Source organism: Pseudomonas sp. A-R-19, from assembly GCF_019956575.1.
Classification (GTDB): Bacteria; Pseudomonadota; Gammaproteobacteria; order Pseudomonadales; family Pseudomonadaceae; genus Aquipseudomonas.
On record NZ_JAHBDR010000088.1, the window covers coordinates 1 to 23254 of the forward strand.

At 61.6% G+C, this 23254-nt stretch carries 20 protein-coding genes and 1 pseudogene; 9 read left to right on the forward strand and 12 right to left on the reverse strand.

The annotated features are described in order from the left end of the window. Window positions 1–354 precede the first annotated feature (354 nt). Window positions 355–1242, reverse strand: a complete 888-nt coding sequence (locus KGA88_RS24935; RefSeq protein ID WP_223594885.1) for a LysR substrate-binding domain-containing protein — start codon at window positions 1240–1242, stop codon at window positions 355–357. A 161-nt stretch (window positions 1243–1403) separates the two neighbouring features. Between KGA88_RS24935 and KGA88_RS24940 the strand changes: the two genes are divergently transcribed. Further along, window positions 1404–2705, forward strand: a complete 1302-nt coding sequence (locus KGA88_RS24940) for an NAD(P)/FAD-dependent oxidoreductase (protein WP_223594887.1) — start codon at window positions 1404–1406, stop codon at window positions 2703–2705. Window positions 2706–2759: 54 nt separating this feature from the next. Next, a complete protein-coding gene (locus tag KGA88_RS24945; RefSeq protein WP_223594890.1) occupies window positions 2760–3848 on the forward strand; it encodes a polyamine ABC transporter substrate-binding protein in 1089 nt (362 codons plus the stop codon). Window positions 3849–4016: 168 nt separating this feature from the next. On the opposite strand, the gene KGA88_RS24950 is transcribed toward KGA88_RS24945, so the two are convergent. After that, a complete protein-coding gene (locus KGA88_RS24950) occupies window positions 4017–4535 on the reverse strand; it encodes a carboxymuconolactone decarboxylase family protein (RefSeq protein ID WP_110659860.1) in 519 nt (172 codons plus the stop codon). Between the two features lie 133 nt (window positions 4536–4668). Here KGA88_RS24950 and KGA88_RS24955 point away from each other — a divergent pair, with 133 nt between their 5' ends. From KGA88_RS24955 to KGA88_RS31840, 4 genes and pseudogenes are all read left to right on the forward strand, one after another. After that, on the forward strand, window positions 4669–5484 hold the full coding sequence (locus tag KGA88_RS24955; protein ID WP_223594896.1) for an AraC family transcriptional regulator: 816 nt from the start codon (window positions 4669–4671) through the stop codon (window positions 5482–5484). 214 nt (window positions 5485–5698) lie between these two features. Continuing rightward, window positions 5699–6373, forward strand: a complete 675-nt coding sequence (locus tag KGA88_RS24960; protein WP_110659862.1) for a DUF2238 domain-containing protein — start codon at window positions 5699–5701, stop codon at window positions 6371–6373. A 93-nt stretch (window positions 6374–6466) separates the two neighbouring features. Continuing rightward, window positions 6467–7222 (forward strand): annotated as a pseudogene (locus KGA88_RS31835) (MCP four helix bundle domain-containing protein); the annotation flags it as partial. 132 nt (window positions 7223–7354) lie between these two features. Further along, window positions 7355–8080, forward strand: coding sequence for a methyl-accepting chemotaxis protein (locus tag KGA88_RS31840; RefSeq protein ID WP_411740868.1), 726 nt, complete (start codon window positions 7355–7357; stop codon window positions 8078–8080). Between the two features lie 157 nt (window positions 8081–8237). On the opposite strand, the gene ilvD is transcribed toward KGA88_RS31840, so the two are convergent. Next, entirely contained in the window at window positions 8238–9920 is a 1683-nt protein-coding gene (ilvD, locus tag KGA88_RS24970; RefSeq protein ID WP_223594900.1) for a dihydroxy-acid dehydratase, read from the reverse strand. A 468-nt stretch (window positions 9921–10388) separates the two neighbouring features. On the opposite strand from ilvD, the gene mqo reads away from it, so the two are divergent. From mqo to KGA88_RS24985, 3 genes are all read left to right on the forward strand, one after another. Continuing rightward, the gene (gene mqo / locus KGA88_RS24975; RefSeq protein ID WP_110659865.1) at window positions 10389–12035 is read left to right on the forward strand and encodes a malate dehydrogenase (quinone); all 1647 of its coding nucleotides are present in this window, start codon (window positions 10389–10391) and stop codon (window positions 12033–12035) included. 542 nt (window positions 12036–12577) lie between these two features. Beyond that, complete coding sequence (locus tag KGA88_RS24980; RefSeq protein ID WP_110662369.1) at window positions 12578–13819, forward strand: molybdopterin-dependent oxidoreductase; 1242 nt, start codon at window positions 12578–12580, stop codon at window positions 13817–13819. A gap of 10 nt (window positions 13820–13829) precedes the next feature. Then, complete coding sequence (locus KGA88_RS24985; protein WP_223594902.1) at window positions 13830–14477, forward strand: c-type cytochrome; 648 nt, start codon at window positions 13830–13832, stop codon at window positions 14475–14477. A gap of 299 nt (window positions 14478–14776) precedes the next feature. Here the strand turns inward: KGA88_RS24985 and KGA88_RS24990 are convergent, their stop codons facing one another. The 9 genes from KGA88_RS24990 to KGA88_RS25030 all read right to left on the reverse strand — a co-directional run bounded on the left by KGA88_RS24990 (window position 14777) and on the right by KGA88_RS25030 (window position 23115). Next, complete coding sequence (locus KGA88_RS24990) at window positions 14777–15565, reverse strand: glycosyltransferase family 2 protein (protein WP_110662371.1); 789 nt, start codon at window positions 15563–15565, stop codon at window positions 14777–14779. A 229-nt stretch (window positions 15566–15794) separates the two neighbouring features. Beyond that, window positions 15795–17375 carry an arylsulfatase gene (locus tag KGA88_RS24995; protein WP_223594904.1) on the reverse strand — a complete coding sequence of 527 codons (1581 nt, stop codon included), beginning with the start codon at window positions 17373–17375 and terminating at the stop codon, window positions 15795–15797. A 192-nt stretch (window positions 17376–17567) separates the two neighbouring features. Beyond that, a complete protein-coding gene (locus KGA88_RS25000; RefSeq protein WP_110662970.1) occupies window positions 17568–18200 on the reverse strand; it encodes an SDR family NAD(P)-dependent oxidoreductase in 633 nt (210 codons plus the stop codon). Further along, on the reverse strand, window positions 18197–18841 hold the full coding sequence (locus tag KGA88_RS25005) for a TetR/AcrR family transcriptional regulator (RefSeq protein WP_110662968.1): 645 nt from the start codon (window positions 18839–18841) through the stop codon (window positions 18197–18199). The genes KGA88_RS25000 and KGA88_RS25005 overlap by 4 nt, the downstream gene beginning before the upstream one ends. Before the next feature lie 205 nt (window positions 18842–19046). Next, on the reverse strand, window positions 19047–19871 hold the full coding sequence (locus KGA88_RS25010; RefSeq protein WP_110662922.1) for an SDR family NAD(P)-dependent oxidoreductase: 825 nt from the start codon (window positions 19869–19871) through the stop codon (window positions 19047–19049). A gap of 30 nt (window positions 19872–19901) precedes the next feature. After that, window positions 19902–20318 (reverse strand): MaoC family dehydratase, encoded by a 417-nt coding sequence (locus KGA88_RS25015; RefSeq protein WP_223594906.1) that lies wholly within the window; start codon window positions 20316–20318, stop codon window positions 19902–19904. Window positions 20319–20332: 14 nt separating this feature from the next. After that, a complete protein-coding gene (locus KGA88_RS25020) occupies window positions 20333–20773 on the reverse strand; it encodes a MaoC family dehydratase N-terminal domain-containing protein (protein ID WP_110662918.1) in 441 nt (146 codons plus the stop codon). Window positions 20774–20802: 29 nt separating this feature from the next. Continuing rightward, window positions 20803–21987 carry a lipid-transfer protein gene (locus KGA88_RS25025; protein WP_223594908.1) on the reverse strand — a complete coding sequence of 395 codons (1185 nt, stop codon included), beginning with the start codon at window positions 21985–21987 and terminating at the stop codon, window positions 20803–20805. A gap of 27 nt (window positions 21988–22014) precedes the next feature. Beyond that, entirely contained in the window at window positions 22015–23115 is a 1101-nt protein-coding gene (locus KGA88_RS25030; protein WP_223594931.1) for an acyl-CoA dehydrogenase family protein, read from the reverse strand. Window positions 23116–23254: the final 139 nt, after the last annotated feature.

A 23254-nucleotide genomic window follows, 5' to 3' on the forward strand; every position in this document is an offset into this window, starting at 1 on the left:
TGCGGTTGTTCACGGAATTTTCGTATACCCACAAATCCTGTGGGAGCGGGCTTGCTCGCGAAGGCGGTGTGTCAGGCGACATTGGTTTTGAATGTGAGGGCCTCATCGCTGGCAAGCCAGCTCCTACAGTAGTTGCGGTTGTTCACGGAATTTTCGTATACCCACAAATCCTGTGGGAGCGGGCTTGCTCGCGAAGGCGGTGTGTCAGGCGACATTGGTTTTGAATGTGAGGGCCTCATCGCTGGCAAGCCAGCTCCTACCGTAATTGCGGTTGTTCACGGAATTTTCGTATGCCCACAAATCCTGTGGGAGCGGGCTTGCTCGCGAAGGCGGTGTGTCAGGCGACATTGAGGGTCAGGCAGTGGTTTGTGCGGTGAACCATTGCATGACCGGTGCGCAGGCCGGATGCGATGCCGCCGAAGGTTGCAGGCACAGCGAGTAAATCCCCCGGGTCTTCAACGGTTCGCCGAACGGAATCACCAGTTCGCCGCGCTGGATCGACTCTCCGGCCAGGGTCATGTCGGTCATCGCTACGCCCAGGCCCCGGGCGGCGGCGTCGAGTGCCAGTTCGTCGAGGTTGAAGGGGATGTGCCGATAGTCATGCAGCGCCTTGCCGCCGTTGGCTGACAGCCAGACCTGCCAGTCATTCTGGTCGCTTGAGCGGTGCAGCAAGGCGTACCCCGGCAAATCTTCCAGCGCCGCCAATGGCCTGCCCGGGCTGCCCAGGCCCGGCGCGCACACCGGCACCAGCGCTTCCTCGAACAGGGTCAGGCAATCGGGCGCCGTGGACGGCTCAGGCAGATAGAGAATGTAGGCGTCGCTGTCACTGGCCGGCTCCACCACTTCGGTGGCCACGGTTTCTATTGCCAGGGAGACGTCCGGGTGATGCCGGTAGAAATCGCTCAGCCTGGGCAGCAGCCAGCGCACCGCCAACGACACGTGCATGCGAATGCGGAACGGGCGTTTTTGCGGCGCCAGCCGGTCTTCGAGGCTGCGCAACTGTTCGAGGATGCTGCGGGCGCTGGCCAGTACCTGTTCGCCCTCCGCGGTCAGTTGCAGGCTGCGACTGCTCCTGACAAACAGCTGCACGTCGAAGTGGCTCTCCAGTTGCTGGATCTGTCGGCTCACGGCGCTTTGCGTCAGGCAGAGCTTCTGCGCCGCCTGGGTGAAGCTGCCCGAGTCCGCAACCTCAACCAAGGCCTGCAAGCCCTGCAGCGAGGGCGCGTGGCGAATCTTCTCCATGCGTTTTCAGAATGCCTCGATGATTTAATAACGTTGGTTGTACCTGTGAGGAGCCTTTAAATTCTAGTCATGGCTACCGTCATCGAAAACCGCTCATGCGAATCATGCATGCAAAGCAGTTGATTCGCCACGGTTCGCAGAACAAGAAAACGAGGTGACGCATGGAAAATATCTGTGGCTGGATCGCGCAAGCGGGGAGTTCACCGCTGCGCGAGCCGCTAAAGGGCACGCAACAGGCCGACTGGCTGGTGATCGGCGCCGGCATCACCGGGCTGAGTGCCGCACACGCCCTTGCGCAAATGCATCCGCAGGCACGCATTGTGGTGGTTGACCGCCAGCGGGCTGCGCAGGGTGCATCGGCGCGCAATTCCGGGTTTGTGGTGGCCCACGAACATCCAGCTACCGGAGAGTTGCTGGGCAGCGAAGGGTTCGCCGGCTATCAAGTGGACACCTCGATCGGCCGCGCCGCCGCCGATGAAGTGCGCAAGCAGATCGCCCGGCTGGGCATCGAATGCGACTTCAGGGAGTCGGGTTATTTCTTCGCCGTCAGCGATCCACGCAAGCTGACCCACGTCGAGGCCAAGCTGCAGACCCTGCGTGCGGTTGGCGCCAGCGCACAGTTTCTGCAAGGCGAGCCATTGATCGAGAAACTCGGCACCCGCCACTATCGCGCCGGGATCTGGTGCGGTAACGGCAATGCGCTGCTGCAACCGGCCAAGTATGTGAAAGGCTTGCTCGATGCCTTGCCGCAGACAGTGACGGTCCATGAGAACACCGATATCACCGGTATCGAGCGCCTGGGCGACGGCCGAATTCGCGCTCGGGGCCAAAACGGCTGCGTCGAGGCCAAACAGGTCTTGGTCTGCCTGAACGCCTTCATCCCTCGTGCGGGTATCGATGACAGCGGCACATTCGCGATGGAGCTCAGCGCCAGCCTCACGCGGCCGCTCAGCGATCAAGAGTTTCAAGCCCTGGGTGCGCCCGCGTCCTGGGGCGTGCTGTCGACCCGGCCGCTGGGCGCCACGGTGCGCCTGACCCCGGATCGCCGGGTGATGATTCGCAACACCGCGGAATACCGCTCGCGGGATTTGTCCCTGGGCGAATTGGCGACCCGCCGCCAGCACCATGTGCAGGGGTTGCAACGGCGTTTTCCGATGCTCGGCGAGCAGGACATCGAATACACCTGGACCGGCCATCTCAGTGCTTCGCGCTCCGGGCAACCGTACTTTGCGAAAGTCGAGGAGGGCGTGTTCGCCGTGGCCGGGTGCAACGGCTCCGGAGTGGCGCGCGGCACGCTGTGGGGCCGCTTGCTCGCGGAACTGGCCTCGGGCCGTGATTCACCGCTGCTGCGCTCGGTCATTGAACGGGCACAGCCCGGCTGGCTACCGCCCAAGCCGTTGCTCGACATCGGTACCATGCTGCGTATGCGCGTGGAAACGGTCCGGGCCAGAAGCGAAATCTGACAACACCCGCTTCACAACAAGAACAAAAGCACTTCCCATCGAAGGTGATTCAACATGCGCGTCAATACGCTTTCCCTTGTGGCCCTGATCTCGACGTTTTCCGCCGCCACCTATGCCGACGAAACCGTCAACATTTCCAACTGGAACGGCTACATCGCCGACGACACCCTGGTCAACTTCAACAAGGACACCGGGATCAAGGCGACCTACGACATCCACGACAGCAACGAAGTGCTGGAATCAAAGCTGATGACCGGCAACACCGGCTATGACGTGGTCAGCCCGTCCAACCACTTCCTGTCGCGCCTGATCAAGGCCGGCGCGATCCAGAAGCTCGACAAGAGCCAGTTGCCCAACTGGAAAAACCTCGACCCGGCGTTGATGAAAAAACTTGAGGTCAACGATCCGGGCAACCAGTACGGCTTCCCCTACATGTGGGGCACGGTCGGCATCGGCTACAACGTCGAGAAGATCAAGGCGATCTTCGGCAATACCGACGTCACCCGTTCCTGGAGCCTGTTTTTCGACGAGAACAACATCAAGAAACTCAGCGAATGCGGCGTGGCGATCATCGACAACCCGACGCAAATCCTGCCGATCACCCTCAATTACCTGGGCCTGCCACCCCACAGCCACGAACCGGCCGACTACAAGAAAGCCGAGCAGGCGCTGCTGAAGATCCGGCCATACGTCCAGTATTTCCATGCGTCGAAGTACATCAGCGACCTGGCCAACGGCAACGTCTGCGCGGTGATCGGTTTCAACGGCGATATCGTGCAGGCCGCCGCCAGCGCCAGGGAAGCCAAGAACGGGATCGATATTGCCTACTCGATCCCGGATGAAGGTTCCACCTTGTGGATGGACATGGTGGTCATGCCCAAGAACGCGCCGCACGAGAAGAACGGCTACGCCTACATGAACTACCTGCTGGAGCCGAAGGTGATTGCCAACATCAGCAACAGCATCCACTACGCCAACCCCAACAGCGCGGCGGATGCCTTCGTCGACCCGGCGGTGAAGCAGGACCTGGCGATCTATCCGCCGAAAACCGTGATGGACAAGCTGTTTACCGTCGAGGACTTGCCCGCAGCCATTGCACGCCTCAGCACGCGCTTGTGGACCAAGCTGAAAACCAATACCTGACCGACCGGTGATTCCGATCAATCAGATGTGACACTGCATTTGTGGCGAGGGAGCTTGCTCCCGCTGGACTGCATGGCAGTCCCCGTTTTGGGGCCGCTTCGCTGCCCAGCGGGAGCAAGCTCCCTCGCCACAAGTTCTCATTGGACTTGGTTTTACTGAACGATCTTCTCAGGCCTCGATAACCGGGAAGTCGATGTCGGTCAGCGCGGCATTGTTCAGGTAGTTGGTCAGCGTCTGCGAAGCGACATGGGCGATCACTTCGATGATCTTGGCGTCGTCGATACCGGCGGCACGGGCGGCGGCGAGTTGCTCGGCGCTCAGGTGCCCACGGCTTTCAGTGATCTGGCGGGCGAGGGCGGCAATGGCGTTGAGCTCGCCGTGTCGTGCACTGAGGATGTCCTCCTGCGACAGCCCGACCTTGTCGGCGAAGAATGTGTGAGCCGCCACGCAGTAGTCGCAACCGTTGACCTGCGAGGTGGCAAGGAACACCGCTTCTTTTTCCGTGGCGCTCAAGGAGGTCTTGGCCAGGGTTGCCGAAATTTGCAGGTATGAGGTCAGCGCGACGGGGGCGTTCGCCAGCACCCCGAACACATTGGGCAGAAAGCCGATTTTCTTCTGCACGCCTTCCAGCAGCGGGCGGGTGGCGTCGGTGGCGTGTTCCAGGCTGATCGGGGCAATGCGGGTCATGGTGATACTCCGTAGTGTGAAGCGCGGTATGCGCTGGGTACGGCGCTGATGTTAGGGGCAGCATCTGGCTTGTTGGGTGCAAATCGTCGAGGATATGCGACAGATCGTCCAGAACTGCTTCCGGGAGCCTGTCATGGATCGCTTGTCGACGTTGCTCACTCACTTCGGCGTCAATGCCGGCACCTTTCACAGCGGCACGTTTTGCGGCACCGCCGCCTACGACGGCCAGCAGGCCAGCGGTCATTTGCACCTGCTGCAGGCCGGTGAACTGCTGCTCAAGATGGGCGAGCAGCCGGATCTGCAACTGAGCGAACCGAGCCTGATCTTTTTCCCCCGGCCTTATCGACATCGCCTGTTCGCGTCGCAAGCATCCGGCACGCAACTGGTCTGCGCGACCCTGGACTTCGACGGCGGTGCGGGCAACGCCCTGGCGGCGGCGCTGCCGGATTACCTGGTGCTCAAGCTCGATGAGATGCCGAGCCTGGCCGGGACCCTGGAATGGCTGTTCAACGAGGCGTTCGACGGTACCTGCGGGCGTGAAGCGGTGATGGATCGCTTGTTCGAACTGCTGGTGATCCTGTTGCTGCGGCACATCCTGAGCAGCACTGGCCAGCAGCCGGGCATGATGGCCGGCCTCGCCGATGCGCGCCTGGCGCGGCCCCTGAGCCTGATGCATGAAACCCCGGCCAAGGCCTGGAGCGTGGCCGAACTCTCGGTCGCCGCCAACATGTCGCGGGCCAGTTTCGCCGAGCACTTTCGCCGAGTGGTCGGGCAGACGCCGGTGGATTACCTGGTGAGCTGGCGCATCAGCCTGGCGCAGAAACGCTTGCGCGAGGGCCGGCCGATTGCGCTGATCGCCGAGGAAGTCGGCTACGAAAGCCCCTCGGCGCTGGCCCGGGCGTTTCGGCGCAAGACCGGGCTGAGCCCGAGGGAGTGGAAGGGTAACTGACCCACACAGCCCCCTTGTGGGAGCGGGCTTGCTCGCGAAAGCGTTGTGTCATTCAACGGTGATGTCGGCTGACATGGCCTCTTCGCGAGCAAGCCCGCTCCCACAGGGTCTGTGTCGCCAGAAGGTCGTCGGCTCATCGGAAAAAACGAACTTTGCGCGAAAGCTTTTCCTCGAACTGAAAGGGCCATTGTCCAGCCTTCGAGGAGCTCAAGCCATGCAGTCCAGCCAACATTCACGGTACGACCTGACGTTGCTGATGGTGTTTCTGCTGATCGTCGTGGTGTCGGGTTTTTCCCCCCGCAGCCGGGTGGACTGGGCGCTGGAAAACCTGCTGGTGCTGTTGCTGGTGGGGACGCTGGTGGCGGTTGCTCGCCGGTTCCGTTTGTCGGCGACGTCGATCACGCTGGTGTTTGCGTTTCTGTGCGTGCATGAATTGGGCGCCCACTACACCTATTCCCTGGTGCCTTACGAACACTGGTCTTCGACGTGGTTGGGCTTCAGTTTCGAGCACGCGTCCGGTATCCATCGCAATCACTACGACCGACTGGTGCATTTCAGCTACGGGCTGCTGCTGGCTTATCCGGTGCGCGAAGTCCTGTGGCGCCTGACGCCGCTGCGCGGGTTCTGGCTGTTTTTCGTGACCCTGAATATCATGCTGTCGACCTCCGCCCTGTACGAGTTGGTGGAGTGGATCGGCGGGGCTTTCCTGGGCAATGACACGGCGAACGCCTTCGTCGGCGCGCAAAACGATCCGTGGGACTCGCAAAAGGACATGGCCATCGCAGTGCTCGGTGCCTGTGCCACCCTGGTGCTGGTGTCCGTGCGCGGCATGGCGCAGAAACAACCGATGACGACCGCATGTCGCAAAAACAACAATTTGTGGGGGTAGTCTTCAATTACTGCCCGATCCCGTCGATAACCTCTTGAAGCCATCCGCGCGGGGCAAACCCTGCCGCCAAACGTGCCAGAGAGGAACCACAGAGTGTCCATAAAACTGCGTTTAATATTGCTGATCGGCACCGGATTGCTCACTGCGTTGATCATGAGCCTGGTCAGTTACCTGGGAAACACTCGGATGGCCGGGGCCGTGGACGACAACAACGTCAGCATGGCCGCGCTGCGCAATCACCTCGAAGCCGACATGATGCACGACGCGCTGCGTGCCGACGTGCTGTCGGCCATGTTGGTAGGCTTGAACAAAAGCACCAGCAGCAAAGCCGAGGTGCGCAATTCCATCGAAGAGCACGCCCAGCGCTTTCGCGAAGTGCTCGGGGAAAACCTCAAGCTGCCGGTCAACGACACCATCAAGGCCGGCCTGAACAAGATCAAGCCCAGCCTCGACACCTACATCAGCTCCGCCGAGCGCATCGCCGGGCTGGCGCTGGAGAACCCGGAAGCCGCGCAACAGGAAGTGGGCAGTTTCAACAGCGCCTTCAGCCAGCTGGAAGACCAGATGGCCGCCCTCAGCGAGTTGATCGAACGCGATACGCAACAGACCAGCCAGGGCACGGCGCAAGCGATCAGCAACGCCAACCTGACCCAGGGTGGCGTGTTGATCGCCAGCCTGTTGCTGCTGCTGACCCTGGGGCGTTCGGCGATCCTGAGCATCATGGGCCCGCTGCAAACCGCCAGCCGCATTGCCGAGAGCATCGCCCATGGCAACCTCAGCGAGCCGATCGTCGAGCCCACCCGCAATGATGAAGCCAGCGCATTGATCCGGAGCCTGGCGACCATGCAACGGGACTTGCGCGGCATGATCGAGGTCGTGCGCAGCAATGCCCACGGCGTCAGCGGCATGAGCAAGCAACTGAGCAACGGCTGCCATGAAGTGGCCGGCAGCAGCCAGCAGCAAAGCGCGGCAGCCAGCACCATGGCTGCGGCCGCCAGCGAAATGACCGCGAGCATCGAGGAAATCACCCGGCACGCCGAGCGGGCGCTGGACATGGCCAACCAGGCAGAATCGCTGGCCAAGGACGGTGGCCGTGTGATCCATCAGGTGGTCAGCGACATGGACGGCATCGCGCGGTCGGCGCAGCAGTCGGCCCAGGTGATTCGTACGCTGGACAAGGAGTCCGAAGGGATTTTCAACATCATCCAGGTGATCAAGGGCATCGCCGACCAGACCAACCTGCTGGCACTCAACGCCGCCATCGAAGCCGCCCGCGCCGGCGAGCAGGGACGCGGTTTTGCCGTGGTGGCCGATGAGGTTCGCAGTCTGGCGGGGCGCACCAGCGCGTCCACCCAGGAAATCGCCAGCATGGTCACACGCATCCAGCAAAGCACCCGCGAGGCGGTGATCAGCATGGAGGAGGGCGTGGCCCAGGTCGACAAGGGCATGGCGGTGACGGCCGACGTCGAGCGCGCCATCCGCGAGATCCTCGAGGCCACGCTGCACACCACGCAACTGGTCAATGACATCAGCCGCACCATCGGCGAACAAAGCCTGGCCAGCAACGAAATCGCCCATCAGGTGGAGATGATTGCCGGCATGTCCGAAGGCAACAGCAAGGTGATCGGGCAGACGGCTTCGACCACCGATGAGTTGTCGAGCCTGGCGGGGCAGTTGTCGCAGTCGGTGGATCGGTTTCGGCTGTGAGGTTGATGTACTGATTTAAGAGATTTGCTGTTTGTAATGGCCTCTTCGCGAGCAAGCCCGCTCCCACAATTGACCGCGTTCTCATGGTAGAACACCGTCGAATGTGGGAGCGGGCTTGCTCGCGAAGGCGGCAGACCCGGCAATGCAAAACGACGGGCTAAAGGTACTTATCCGTCACAGCCCCCTCCGAAGCACTGGACACCGTCTTCGCATATTTGGCCAGCACCCCGCGCTTGTATTTCGATTCCGGCCGCACCCAACGGCCCTTGCGCTCGGCCAACACGGCATCGGAGACATCCACGGTAATCTGCCGTGTTTCAGCATCGATGATGATCCTGTCGCCATTCTCGACCAGCGCAATCGGCCCGCCCTCAAAGGCTTCCGGCGTGATATGTCCCACCACGAAACCATGTGAGCCACCGGAAAAACGCCCATCGGTGATCAGCGCCACGTCCTTGCCCAGCCCCTTGCCCATGACCGCCGACGTCGGCGAGAGCATTTCGCGCATGCCCGGCCCGCCCTTGGGCCCTTCGTAGCGGATCACGATCACTTCGCCGGGCTGCACCTCGCCGTTGAGAATGCCGGCCAGCGCACCTTCCTCGCCGTGATAGACCCGGGCCGTGCCTTCGAAGCGCAAGCCTTCCTTGCCGGTGATCTTGGCCACGGCGCCGGTGGGCGAGAGATTGCCGCGCAGGATGACCAGGTGGGAATCCTTTTTGATCGGCTGGTCGAACGGCCGGATCACGTCCTGGCCGGCCGGGTAGTCGGGCACGCTGGCGAGGTTTTCCGCCAGGGTCTGGCCGGTGACGGTCAGCGCATCGCCGTGCAACATGCCGGCATCGAGCATGCGTTTCATCAGTGGTTGAATGCCGCCGATGGCCACCAGCTCGCTCATCATGTACTTGCCGCTGGGGCGCAGGTCGGCGACCACCGGCGAGATCTTGCCCAGTTCGACGAAGTCATCCAGGGTCAGTTCGACATCCACCGCATTGGCCATGGCCAGCAGATGCAGCACGGCGTTGGTCGAGCCGGCGAGGGCGATCACCACGCGGATGGCATTCTCGAAGGCTTTGCGGGTCATGATGTCCCGAGGCTTGAGGTCGAGCTTGAGCAACTCCATGACCTGCTGGCCTGCGCGGAAACTGTCCGAGGCCTTGTCGCCGCCAATGGCATCCTGGGAACTGGAGCCGGGCAGGCTCATGCCCAGTGCCTCGATGGCCGAGGCCATGGTGTTGGCGGTGTACATGCCGCCACAGGAACCGGGACCGGGAATCGCCACTTCCTCGATCTGCTTGACCTGGATCTCGCTGATATCGCCGCGCGCGTGCTGGCCCACGGCCTCGAACACGGAAATGATGTCGGTATGCCCGGCACCCGGCTGGATGGTGCCGCCATAGACAAAGATCGACGGGCGATTCAGTCGTGCCATGCCGATCAGGCAGCCCGGCATGTTCTTGTCGCAACCGCCGATGGTCACCAGGCCGTCGAAACCCTCGCAACCGACCACCACTTCAATGGAGTCGGCGATCACCTCGCGGGACACCAGCGAATACTTCATGCCTTCGGTGCCGTTGGCGATGCCGTCGGAAATGGTGATGGTGTTGAAGATCACACCCTTGGCGCCCGCGGCATTCGCGCCTTTTTCGGCTTCGAGCGCCAGCTTGTCGATGTGCATGTTGCAGGGCGTGACCATGGCCCAGGTCGAGGCGATGCCGACCTGCGGCTTCTGGAAGTCGGCGTCAGTGAAGCCCACGGCGCGCAGCATGGCGCGTGCCGGCGCGGCCTCTACGCCGTCGATCACTTGAGAGGAGTACTTGCGCAGATCGTCTTTGTCGCTCATGACTTGTCCTCACCGGCTCATCTGAAGACCACTGAGTATAGTCGCCGATCCGCCGTCACCCTGTAGGAGCTGGCTTGCCAGCGATGGCGCCCGAACGATCGATACACGGCCCAAGACCGCTATCGCCGGCAGGCCGGCTCCTACAGATCCAGCAGTGAGCGGACCAGGCAGTCGCGAACAGACGCGCGGGTAAGCCTTGTCGTGATATTCTTTGCGCCAACTTGGTTTGACCTATTCAGTTTGCATGTCCTCAAGACGTGCCGACGGAATCACTGTCGCTCAAGTAGCTGAAGCCAATAAAGATAAAAAGTCAGTTCAGAAGGGACATTAAACTGGGGTCGATGCGGTTCGTCGGCCTTGTGTGCCCACCCTGCAATCCTTGAGTGCCGCACCCGTGACTGCCGTGAAACATGGGGCTGAGCGCGTGAGGATGGAAGGGCGGATGGCGTTTTATCATAGGTGCAACAGATGTTTAAAAAAGTGAACACGGCCCTGCTGGGGCTGGCTTTGTCGATGGGGATGACTTCCGTCCACGCGGAAGAGACAAAGAAAGTCGATGTGCTGCTGATTGGCGGCGGCATCATGAGCGCAACCCTCGGTGTCTGGCTCAATGAGCTGGAGCCTGCTACCTCGATGCAGATGATCGAGCGCCTCGACGGCGTCGCCCAGGAAAGCTCCAACGGCTGGAACAATGCCGGTACCGGTCACTCCGCCCTGGCCGAGCTGAACTACACCCCGGAAGACGAGAACGGCAAGGTCTCGATCCCGAAGGCCGTTGAAATCAACGAAGCCTTCCAGATCTCCCGCCAGTTCTGGGCCTGGCAGGTCCAGCAAGGCGTGCTGAAGAACCCGCGTTCGTTCATCAACTCCACGCCGCACATGAGCTTCGTGTGGGGCGATGACAACATCAAGTTCCTGAAAAAACGCTACGACGCCCTGCAAGCGAGCCCGCTGTTCGCCGGCATGCAGTACTCCGAAGACCCGGCTGTGATCAAGCAGTGGGTGCCGCTGATGATGGAAGGGCGTGACCCGAACCAGAAAATCGCAGCCACCTGGAGCCCGATCGGCACCGACGTGAACTTCGGCGAAATCACGCGTCAGTTCGTTGCGCACCTGCAAACCACGCCGAAGTTCGACTTGAAGCTGTCCAGCGAAGTGCAGGACATCACCAAGAACGAAGACGGCAGCTGGCGCGTCAGCTACAAAAACCTGAAAGACGGCAGCAAGACCGAAACCGACGCCAAGTTCGTGTTCATCGGCGCCGGCGGCGGTGCCCTGCACCTGCTGCAGAAGTCCGGCATTCCTGAAGCCCGTGAATACGCAGGCTTCCCGGTAGGCGGCTCGTTCCTCGTGACCGAGAACCCGACCATCGCCGAACAACACCTGGCCAAGGCCTACGGTAAAGCCTCCGTTGGCGCACCGCCGATGTCGGTTCCGCACCTGGACACCCGCGTGCTGGATGGCAAGCGCGTGATCCTGTTTGGCCCATTCGCGACCTTCAGCACCAAGTTCCTCAAAGAAGGTTCGTACCTCGACCTGCTGACCACCACCACCACGCACAACGTGTGGCCAATGACCAAGGTCGGCATCAAGGAATACCCGCTGGTCGAGTACTTGGCAGGCCAGCTTATGCTGTCTGACGAAGACCGCATGAACGCCCTGAAGGAATACTTCCCGAACGCCAAGGCTGAAGACTGGCGCCTGTGGCAAGCCGGCCAGCGCGTGCAGATCATCAAGCGTGACGAAGCCGCCGGTGGCGTGCTGAAACTGGGCACCGAAATCGTCGCTTCGCAAGACGGCAGCATCGCCGGCCTGCTGGGCGCCTCCCCAGGCGCTTCGACCGCCGCACCGATCATGCTGACCGTGCTGCAGAAAGTGTTCAAGGACAAGGTCGCGAGCCCTGAGTGGCAGGCAAAACTGCACCAGATCGTACCGAGCTACGGCACCCAGCTGAACGGCAGTCCTGAGAAGGTTGCCGAGGAGTGGGCCTACACCGCCAAGGTGCTGGAACTGACTCCGCCACCCGCGGTGATCGCGCCGGCTGTGACTCCGGTTACTGTCGATACCAATGCGAAAGCACCGAAGGCTAATGCTGCGAGTGATATGGCTCTGTAACCAGACGCCTGATACGAAAAAGCCCACTGAACCGGCGACGGTCAGTGGGCTTTTTTGTGGTTCTTCACGCAATCCCGGGAAAGACAGATAACGCAACACCTGTAGGAGCCGGCTTGCTGGCGATGGACTCAAGTGCGCCGCGTTTATCCATTTCACACGCGTTATCGTTAACGACCATCGCCGGCAAGCCGGCTCCTACAAGGGACCGTGACCGCGCTCGAAATACCCCGGATTCCCTGTAGGAGCGAGCCTGCTCGCGAAAAACTCCAATGCACTGCGTTTTACCCGATTTACGCGTTTTCGTTGACGATCTTCGCGAGCAGGCTCGCTCCTACAGAAGAACGCAACATAGCCCCCTGTCATCAATTGCCAAGTCTCTGACGCCCAATGTGAAGCAGCCCGCTTGCACGTGTCGATACTGGTTGGCTCTCCGACGTCGAACAGTACAGCGAAACCGCACTGGCACAAAAAGGCCGATGCCTCTTCACCCTGACAAGGGACTGTCAGTTGCATCTCAATAAAACAATCATAGAGAGCGCAGAATGAAGTTCAGTTTTTTAGACAGCCGCCAGCCGAGCCGCCGGCGGGTTTTACGCGATGCATTCACGCTGGCCGTGGCGGCCTCGCCTTTGGCAAACCTCGCCAGGGCAGCCGATGAAAGCGCGGAAGAAGTGACCTTTGCCGCAGGCCCACGCCCGCTAGTGCAATACCCGCAGAAGCGCCCATTGACCCTGGTGACCACGCGCCCGCCGCACCTGGAGACGCCGTTCCCGGTGTTCAACGAAGGGCCGATCACGCCCAATGACGCATTTTTCGTGCGTTACCACCTGGCGAATTTTCCGACCAGCATCGATCCCGACACCTACCGCCTGACGATCAAGGGCTCGGTCGACACGCCGCTGTCGCTTTCCCTCGCCGAACTCAAGGCCCTTGCCGAGCCGGTGGAAGTGGTGGCGGTCAATCAGTGTTCGGGCAACAGCCGTGGCTTCTCGATGCCGCGGGTGTTCGGCGCCCAGTTGGGCAATGGCTCGATGGGCAATGCGCGATGGGTAGGGGTACCGCTCAAGGCGGTATTGGAAAAGGCGGGTGTGAAAGCCAGCGCCGCGCAAGTGACTTTCCGTGGGCTGGACAAACCCGTGCTGTCGAGCACACCAGAGTTCATCAAGGCGCTGGACATCAGCCATGCCATGGACGGCGAGCCGATGATCGCCTGGTCCATGAACGGCACAGACCTGCCGTTTCTCAACGGTTACCCGATTCGGCTGGTGGTGCCAGGCTATTTCGGCACGTACTGGGTCAAGCACCTGAGTGAGATCGAAGTCGTCGACACGACCTACGACGGTTTTTTCATGGCCAAGGGTTACCGGGTTCCGGACAACGATTGTTTCTGCATCGCGCCCGGCACCACGGCGGCGAAAACCCAGCCAATTTCGAAATTGCCGGTACGCAGTTTCATCACCAGCGTCAAACACGGTGATGTATTGCCGCTGAACAAAAGCCTGGTGCTCAAGGGCATTGCGTTTGACGGAGGCGTTGGGGTCAACAAGGTTGAGCTATCGATCGACGGCGGAAAAACCTGGCGCGAAGCCGCGCTCGGGCAGGACCTTGGCCGTTTCTCCTTTCGTCAATGGACACTGCCGATCACCTTGACCAGCAAGGGCGCCACACCGCTGATGGTGCGAGCGAGCAACAGTGCGGGCGAGACGCAACCGCTGCAGGCCGACTGGAACCCCGCGGGCTACCGCCGTCACGTCGTCGAAACCACCCACGTGACCGTCGCCTGAGGAGGGCCGCATGAAACTCATTAAATTCATGACCACCTTGCTCTGCGCGGCTCAGGTTGGTTTGGCCACCCTGGCCAGTGCAGCGCCGCTTTCGATCACGTTGCCGCCCGAAACGGCGGCGTTCAAGCCCAGCACGATGCCTGGTTACGCTTTGGCGCAGCAGAAGTGTTCGGTCTGCCATTCGGCCGATTACATCAACTTCCAGCCGCCAGGCCTGAGCCTGGCGCAGTGGACCGCTGAAGCGGGCAAGATGCAGCATGTATACGGTGCGCCGATCAGCGACCAGGATGTGAGTGTTATTGGCGCGTACCTGGCGGTGACCTACGGCAGTGCGAAGGTCAATGATGCCGATGTTCAGGCTGCCTCGAACGTCCCGGCGGCCCAGCCCCCGGAGGTGGCTGTGGCAAAAGTCGACGCCAAGGCCTTGTTGCAGAACAACGCCTGCCTGTCCTGCCACGCGATCGATCACAAGGTCGTCGGCCCGGCCTACCGCGATGTGGCGGCCAAATATGCCAAGGACCCGCAGGCAATGGACCGACTTATGTCCAGCATCCAGCACGGCGGTAGCGGAAAGTGGGGGGATGTGCCCATGCCGCCGTTCGCGCAGTTGAGCCCGGAGGATCTGAAAAGCCTGGCGACGTTCATCATGAACCAGTGAACCTGATGCAAAAAAGCCCACTGAACCGGCGACGGTCAGTGGGCTTTTTTGTATGGTTCCTTACGCAATCCCGGGAAAAGCAGATAACGCAATACCTGTAGGAGCCGGCTTGCCGGCGATGGACTCAAGTGCAGTGCGTTTATCCAGTTCACACGCGTCATCGTTAACGACCATCGCCAGCAAGCCGGCTCCTACAAGGGACCGTGATCACATCCAAAGGCCCCAGATTTTTAGCCTGATGTGAAAAAGCCCACTGAATCGGCGACGGTCGGTGGGCTTTTTTGAGGGCGCAGGTTAGTTCAAGACATCGAGGTGTTGGCGGCACCGAAGCGCTTGAGAATGTCCTGGTACATCTTTGTCCGCCGATGACCCTGGCCATATCCTCCAGCGGCAGCAACGGTGCCGGCCTGCACGTGATCCAGGTACTTGAAGATCTTGCCGGGCGAAAGAAACATGACCTTATAGCCAAGGTTGATCACGCGGTCTTGCAGCTCATAACCGGGCACACGATCATCGATCTGGAAATGCAAACCCTGTTGCTTCATCAGCTTGCAATTCCACAGGGTGCAGAAGCTTTTCAGGTAAGTCTCGGTGTAGGGTTTCGGTTCTTTTGAACGCAGGCCCAGGGACAGTTTCAGGCGGCGGAAATGGTGCTTGGCGAAGCGTGAGCTGAAGCGCCAGACAGTCCTTGGCAAGCCGCGATTGAGTTGCTCGGTGCAGCCGACCGCGATGACCTTTCGATCCCTGGTGCAGTGGTCCAACATCATCGCGAAGACGTCTGCATCGAAGACGAAGGTGTCGGTGTGCATCAGGAACAGATAGTCGGTATTGACCCTGGCCAGTGCCATGTCCAGCGCCTTGCCATGGGCGATGTGGCCCGGCTCTTTGCTGGGGGCGTCGCGTTCGATCAGGTTGATCCAGTCGAGTGAGCGCAAATACTCGCTGCTGGCGTCCGCCGAATCGTTATCGACCACCCAGACCGGGATTCCGGCTTTTCGTGCAGGCTCGCGTAACAGGTCCAGGCAGATCCTGGTCAAATCAAGGGTTTTGTAATTCACCAGAACGATGCTGAACGGAGGTTTTGCCATCTTCGAAATGCTCGACTAACCGAAAGTGTCGAAGATTAAACAGGCAACCTTAGCCCAAGCTTAATTTCACACCTCGACGACAAAGCACCGATTGTGGCGAGGGAGCTTGCTCCCGCTGGGGCGCGAAGCGGCCCCAAAAAAGTGGGCCAGCTGCGCAGTCCAGCGGGAGCAAGCTCCCTCGCCACAGGTACGGTGTTTGTCCTCCAGGACTTTTTGAGTGAAGTGCGGTTTACGGTTTGGCCTGGCTTTTCATCTTCTCTTCGATTTTCGCGTCTACCGCAGCGCGGATCTGGTCAATGCTGAAGCTCGCGGGTTTCTGGCTCGGCGGGTATTCGATGAAGGTTTGCAGGAAGCGCGCAGCCTTGGCCACGCCGGCGGCCAGCAGGTAGGAGTTTTTCACGAGCCAGTCGTTGTACTGATCCGAGACCAGGTCAGCCCGCTCATAGGGGTCCATGCGCAGGTTGAACAGCTTGGGCACGCGCAGCGGCACGAAGGGGCTGCTCCACACTGCAAAGCCGCCGGGTTCGCGCTGTTCGGCGAACACCACTTTCCAGTTGTCGAAGCGCATGGAGACCAGCACGCCGTCGTCGTTGAAGTAGTAGAACTCGCGGCGCTCACCCTTGGGTGCTTGGCCGGTCAGGTATGGCAACTGGTTGTAGCCGTCCAGGTGCACCTTGAAGCTGGTGCCGCCCGAGGTGGGTGCCCAACCCTTGAGCAGTTTGTCCTTCACCTCGGTATCGCCCGCCGCGGCGAGCAGGGTAGGGAACCAGTCCATGCCCGAGAATATCTCGTTGGACACTTCACCGGCCTTGATCTTGCCCGGCCAGCGCACGATTGCCGGCACCCGGTACGCGCCTTCCCAGTTGGAGTTTTTCTCGTTACGGAACGGCGTGGTCGCCGCGTCCGGCCAGGAGAACTGGTTCGGGCCGTTGTCGGTGGTGTAGACGACGATGGTGTTGTCGGCGATCTTCAGGTCGTCGAGGGTCTGCAGCAGTTTGCCGACGTCGCCGTCGTGTTCGAGCATGCCGTCGGCGTACTCGTTGCCGGGCATGCCGCTCTGGCCCTTCATCGATTCGCGCACGTGGGTGAAGACGTGCATGCGCGTGGTGTTCATCCAGACGAAGAACGGCTTGTCCGACTTGGCCTGTTTCTCGATGAACGCTTGCGCGGCCGCCGTGGTTTCGTCGTCGATGGTTTCCATGCGCTTGGTGGTCAGCGCGCCGGTGTCTTCGATCTTGCCGTCGGCGTAGCTGTGGATCACGCCCCGTGGGGTGCGGGATTTGACGAAGTCCGGGTCATCCTTGGGCCAGTACGGGCGCTCGGGTTCTTCTTCGGCGTTGAGGTGATACAGGTTGCCGAAGAACTCGTCGAAACCGTGGTTGGTCGGCAGGTATTCGTCGCGATCACCGAGGTGGTTCTTGCCGAACTGGCCGGTGGCGTAGCCCTGGGACTTGAGGGCCTGGGCGAGGGTGATGTCGCGCTTCTGAATGCCGATGGGTGCACCCGGCACGCCGACTTTAGTCAGGCCGGTGCGCAGCGGTGACTGGCCGGTGATGAACGACGAGCGCCCGGCGGTGCAGCTGTTTTCCGCGTAGTAGTCGGTGAACAGCATGCCTTCGTGGGCGATGCGGTCGATGTTCGGGGTCTTGTAGCCGACCACGCCCATGGAATAGGCGCTGATGTTGGTCTGGCCGATGTCATCGCCGAAGATCACCAGGATGTTGGGTTTGTCAGCGGCATTCGCCGCGATTGCCATGACCGTTGTCGCCATGAAGGCGAGTTTCGGCAGCCACTTTTTTATGCGAGTCATCTGACTGGCTCCTTGTTGACGGGCGTCGCGCAGGGCGACCGATCCCGATGTTCAAGGGTTGCCCGCGACGACACGCCACCCAAATCAGGTGGCACACATCCCTTGTAGGAGTTGGCTTGCCAGCGATGAGGCCCGAAAGATCGCTGCACAATTCAAGGCCGCCATCGCGAGCAAGCCGCCTCCTACGTCTGTTCAGATATTGCGGTTGTCGACGTGCAGCACCGCGCCGGTGACGCTGGCACCGGCGCCGCTGGCCAGCAACAACAAGGGGCCGTTGAGCTCTTGCAGCCCTGCGTCCTTGCCGCGTCCGGCGGCAATCACGTTGACCCGAATCCGGTGCGGCGTCAGCGACTGGGCCATGGCCCGGCTCATGCGGATCAGGCTGCTGTTGGCGCGCAAACACGGGTTGGGCTCGCTGATCGGGCGCGGTGGCGGGTCGATGTTGACGATGCTGCCGCCACGCTCGGCCTTGATCATGTGCCGGCTGGTGCAATGGACCAGGTGGTTGTTGCGCGCCAAATGTTCGCGCTCGGCGCTGTTGTTGATCAGCACATCGACGCTGCCGAAGCGCTCCTCGACGGCATCGAGTGCCGCCTCGATGCTGGGACGGCGGGTGCTGTCGAGGCTGACGATCAGCACTTCGCCGCCATCCCAGCGCAGGTCGGCTTGTAACTGCTCAAGCTGCGCAGGACATTGCGCGCCGAGGGCCACCCGGGCGCCTGCGAGGCTGATCAGCCGGGCGAAATGGGCACCGAGTTGCGTGGTGGCATCGGCCACCAGCACGGTTTTACCGGCCATGGAAAAGGGTTGCATGAGGTCGCTCATGAAACGGCCTCCAGTGGCGCGGCGCGGCGGGTAATGGCCGCACGGCGCACGGGTGTGCGAGGTGATGCGATGGGCATGGCGCCGAGCATTTTCAGCACCAGTTCCGAGTAATGGCGGATGACGTCGTCGATGCTCCAGCGGCCATCGGCCTGATACCAGACACAGGCGTGGGTGAGCATGTTGAACAGGGTTCGGGCCATCAATTTCGGTTCGGCGCAGCTCAGCGAACCTTCCCGAATGCCTTGTTCGAGTAGGTCTTGCAGGTCTTTGAGGTACACCCGGCGGGCCTGGCGCACCAGGGCCAGGGACTCTTCGTCCAGGCTCCGGTATTCCAGGTTGCCGAGTACTGCCTGGTCCTGATGTTCCAGGTGATAGCGCACATGGCAGGCCACGAAAGCGCGGAGTTTGCCATCGGCACGCGCTAAGGCAGGGCGGCATCGAGCCCACTCCTGGGACATTGTCTCGAAGTATTCGAGGATCAGCTCCAGCAGCAACTCACCTTTGCCCTGGTAATAGAGGTACAGCGTCGAGGAGTTGATCCCCGATTCGGCAGCCAGCTGACGCAGGCTCATCGACCCGTAGCCGTTACGCGAGATCAGTTTGATGGCTGCCAGGCGGATGGTGCTTTCAGTCATGTTCATGGTGTGATCCTGCGGTCATCAAACTCAATCAGAGTTGTGGCGAAAGAGCTTTTGTGGCGAGGGGGCTTGCCCCCGTTCGGGTGCGAAGCACCCGCAGAACCGGACAATGAGATGCGTCAGAAAAAATGCGATTGCCGGGTTTGGGGGGCCGCTGCGCAGCCCAACGGGGGCAAGCCCCCTCGCCACAAGGATTGGTGCTTATCGGTTATTGCAGATTGCCCGCCACCGCGATGGTCTGCGCCGTGATGTAGTTCGACTCCGGCGAGCAGAACAGGTACACGGCGTCGGCCGCTTCCTGCACGGTGCCCGGACGGCCCAGCGGGTTGCGCTGGGCGAACGATTTGGCCGCTTCCGGGCTGATGCCGACGCGGATGTCACGGCCTTCGATGTTCACGGTGGCGCCGGCGTGGGCATCAGCCTTGGTCATGCGGGTTTCGATGAAACCGAAGGCCACGGCGTTGACGTTGACCTTGAAGCGGCCCCATTCGCGGGCCAGCGCGCGGGTCATGCCGATCACACCGGCCTTGGCCGAGGAATAGTTCATCTGCCCGGCGTTGCCGTTGAGAGCCGAAACCGACGAGATGTTCACCACTTTGCGGAACACTTCACGCTCGGCTGCCGCGTCCGCCAGGGCCTGGGCCTTGATGATCGGGTAGGCCGCACGCAGGATGCGGAATGGCGCGGTCATGTGGCAGTCGAGAATGGCGTACCACTGCTCGTCGCTCATCTTCTGGATCACGTCGTCCCAGGTGTAGCCGGCGTTGTTGACGATGATGTCGATGCTGCCGAAGTTGTCCATCGCGGTCTTCACGTAGCGGTCACCGAAGTCCGGGGCGCTGACGTTGCCGTGGCACACGGCGGCTTCGCCACCCATCTTGCGGATCAACTCAGCGGTCTCGTGGGCCGGATCGGCGTCCAGGTCGTTGATCACGATGCGCGCGCCTTCGCTCGCCAGTTTCAGGGCGATTTGCTGACCGATGCCACGACCGGAACCGGTGACCAGTGCGACTTTGCCTTCGAGTTTTGCCATGGGGTGTTGCTCCTCAATTCTTGGGTTTGTTTACAGAGCGATCACGGCGTCACCAACGATCTTGGTCTCGCCGTATTGGTTGGTGGTGCGCACTTCGACCTTGATCCGTTGCTCGCCTTCGATTTCGAAGCGCTCAACGACGGTGCCGGTGCAGGTGATCTGGTGGCCCAGGTGGGTAATGCCGAGAAAGCGCACGCCGAACTCGCGCAACTGGCGCTGATCGACCCACTGGGTCAGCAAGCGACCGAGGTAGGCCATCGACAACATGCCGTGGGCGAACACGTCGGGCATGCCGGCCTTGCGTGCGTAATCGGTGTCGATGTGAATGGCGTTGTGGTCGCCCGACGCGCCGGCAAACAGCCCCAGCGTGGTGCGGTTGATCGGCGGTATCGCCAGCGGTGGCAGGCTGTCGCCGATGTTGATTTTTTCCAGGCTAATCGCGTTCATCAGTGTTCTCCGCTTCAGCTGTTGCGCTGCACGAGCACGCTGCGCAGGTCCGCGACGTGCTCACCATGCTGGTTGGTGACTCGGGTTTCGCGCACCACGAATTCCAGCGCGCCGCCTTTTTTGTCGTAGATGTCGGCGATGCGCACATCGAAACGCAGGGTGTCGCCGGCATAGGCCATGCGGTGATAACGGAACGACTCTTCACCGTGAAGGATGCGCGCGGTGACGATGCCCAGTTCGTCGCGCCAGGCGTTGGACGGGATCTGGAACTCCAGCGAGAACAGGAAGGTCGGCGGCAGCGGCAGGGCTGGATGCCCGGCGTCGCGAGCGGCCTGCTCGTCGAAGTAGACCGGGTTGGTTTCCCCGGTGGCCTTGGCGAAGAAGCGCAGTTGCCCGGCTTCGGCGGTGACGAGGAAGGTGGGCAACTGCTTGCCGATGTGTTTTTTGTCGATCATCTGAATGACTCCCTGGATCGCTGGCCGTTTCAGTTTTTCTGGTACACGGTGACGACGCAGGCGCCGCCCAGGCCGAGGTTGTGTTGCACGGCGATGCGCGCGTTCTGCACCTGGCGTTGCTCGGCGGTGCCGCGCAACTGGTGGGTCAGCTCGTAGCACTGCGCAAGGCCGGTGGCGCCCAGCGGGTGGCCCTTGGAGAGCAGGCCGCCGGACGGGTTGGTCACCCATTGGCCGCCGTAGGTGTTGTCGCCGTCGTTGACCAGTTGCTCGGCGCCGCCTTCGGCACACAGGCCGAGGCCTTCGTAGGTCAGCAGTTCGTTCTGCGCAAAGCAGTCGTGCAGTTCGATCACGTTGATGTCTTCCGGGCCGATGCCGGCCTGGTTGTAGGCGATATCAGCAGCCATGCGCGTCATGTCGAAACCGACCACGCGGATCATGTCCTTGGCGTCGTAGGTGCTCGGCAGGTCGGTGGTCAGGGCCTGGCCGGCCATCAGCACGTCGGTGCGCAGGCCATGCTTTTTCGCGAAGGCCTCGGACACCACGATGCTCGCGGCGGCGCCGCAGGTCGGCGGGCAGGCCATCAGGCGCGTCAACACGCCTTCCCAGAGCATCGGCGCGGCCAGCACTTCTTCGGTGCTGACCACGTTGCGGAACACCGCCAGCGGGTTGTTGGCCGCGTGACGGCTGGCCTTGGCGCGGATCTTGGCGAAGGTTTCCAGGCGGGTGCCGTACTTCTGCATGTGCGCGTAGCCGGCGCCGGCGAACTGGCGGATGGCGGTCGGCAGGTCGGGCATGCCCACCAGTTCGTTGGTCAGCTTGAGGGCGCGTTCGGTGGCCGGGGCGCGGTCGGTCCAGGCGGATTTCAGCGCACCCGGATTCATTTGTTCGAAGCCGAATGCCAGGGCGCAGTCCACCGCACCGCTGGCCACGGCCTGACGAGCCAGGAACAGCGCGCTGGAACCGGTGGCGCAGTTGTTGTTGACGTTGACCAGTGGGATGCCGGTCATGCCGACGCGGTACAGGGCTTTCTGGCCGCAGGTGGAGTCGCCGTAGACGTAACCGGCGTAGGCCTGCTGGATGTCACTGAAGTCCAGGCCGCAATCGGCCAGGGCCAGGCGAATCGCCTGCTCACCCATGATGTCGTAGGGCTCGTTGGTCCCCGGTTTCTTGAACTGGATCATGCCGACGCCAGCAACGAACACTTTATTGCTCATCGTTGTTTTCCTTGTTGTTTGAGAGATTCAGAGCTTGCGCGCGATCATTTCGCGCATGACTTCACTGGTGCCGCCGTAGATGCGGTTGACGCGCATGTCGACGAACGCGCGGGCGATCGGGTACTCCATCATGTAGCCGTAGCCGCCGTGCAACTGGACCATGTCGTCGATGCATTTCCACACGGTTTCGGTGGTGTGCAGCTTGGCGATGGCGGCTTCTTCGAGGGTCAGCCGGCGACGCATGTGTTCGCCCAGGTAGTAGTCGACCATCACCCGCAGGGCGGTGGCCTGGGCCTTGATGTCGGCGAGCTTGAATTTGCTGTTCTGGAAGTCCCACACGGTCTGGTTGAAGGCCTTGCGGTCCTTTACGTACTCGATGGTTTGCTCAAGCAGGCGCTCCAGCTTGGCGGCGGCGGAGACCGCGATGGAAAAACGCTCTTGCGGTAGTTCGCCCATCAGGTAGGTGAAGCCCAGGCCTTCCTCGCCCAGGCGGTTGCCGACCGGCACGCGGACGTTGTCGAAGAACAGCTCGGCGGTGTCCTGGGCGTGCTGGCCGACTTTTTCCAGCTTGCGGCCATGCTTGAAACCGGCGCGGCAGGTCTCCACGGCAATCAGGCTGATGCCCTTGGCGCCAGCGGCCGGGTCGGTCTTGCACACGACGATCACCAGGTCGGCGGTCAGGCCGTTGCTGATGAAGGTCTTGCTGCCATTGATCACGTACTCGTCACCCTCGCGCACAGCGCTGGTGCGCACGGCCTTGAGGTCGCTGCCGGTGCCGGGTTCGGTCATGGCGATGGCGAGGATGATTTCACCCGAGCAGATGCCTGGCAGCCACTTTTGCTTTTGCTCTTCATTGCCGCAGCGATTGATGTATGGAGCGATCACGTCGGAGTGCATGCCGAAATAGGCACCGCTCACGCCGGCCCGGGCGAACTCTTCGTTGAACACCGCACAGTGGCCGAAGTCGCCGCCGCCACCGCCGTACTCGGTGGGCAGGGTGATGCCGAGCAGACCTTCGCGACCGGCCTTGAGCCAGGTTTCCCGGTCGACCTGGCCGGCCTTGTCCCAGGCCGCCTGGCGCGGCAGGCATTCACGCTCGAAAAAACGGCGCACGGTGGTGCGGAACATCTCATGGTCGTCGCGGAAAACGGTTCGGGCGATGTGCACGCAAGACTCCTCAAAGATAGCGGGCCGGCATTGGGCCAAGCGCCTGTGATTTGAGGGTTACGATAGGTGGGGGGCCGCGAGCGAACGCCACCCGAGGTGG